The 257-nt window shown below is 63.8% G+C and carries 1 pseudogene; it reads left to right on the forward strand.

What is annotated here, in order from left to right:
- Window positions 1-30: 30 nt before the first annotated feature.
- A pseudogene (locus tag SB753_RS38925) lies at window positions 31-257 on the forward strand (ABC transporter permease); the annotation flags it as partial.

A 257-nucleotide genomic window follows, 5' to 3' on the forward strand; every position in this document is an offset into this window, starting at 1 on the left:
TCACACGCGGCGTCGATCGAACACGCGCCGTTGCAACGCACGCGCTCCGGCCCCGGCGGCATCGTCGGGACGATCGCGAAGAGCCGCGAGACGACGCTCTTCGTCGTGCTGATCCTGCTGATACTCGGCACGTCGCTCGCACGGCCACAGTTTCTGAACCTGCAGAATCTGCGCGACGTGCTGCTCAACGTGTCGATCGTCAGCTTGCTGACGGCGGGCATGACGGTCGTCATCCTGATGCGTCACATCGATCTGTC

It is taken from the genome of Paraburkholderia sp. SIMBA_053, assembly GCF_046534895.1.
Lineage (GTDB): Bacteria > Pseudomonadota > Gammaproteobacteria > Burkholderiales > Burkholderiaceae > Paraburkholderia > Paraburkholderia caledonica.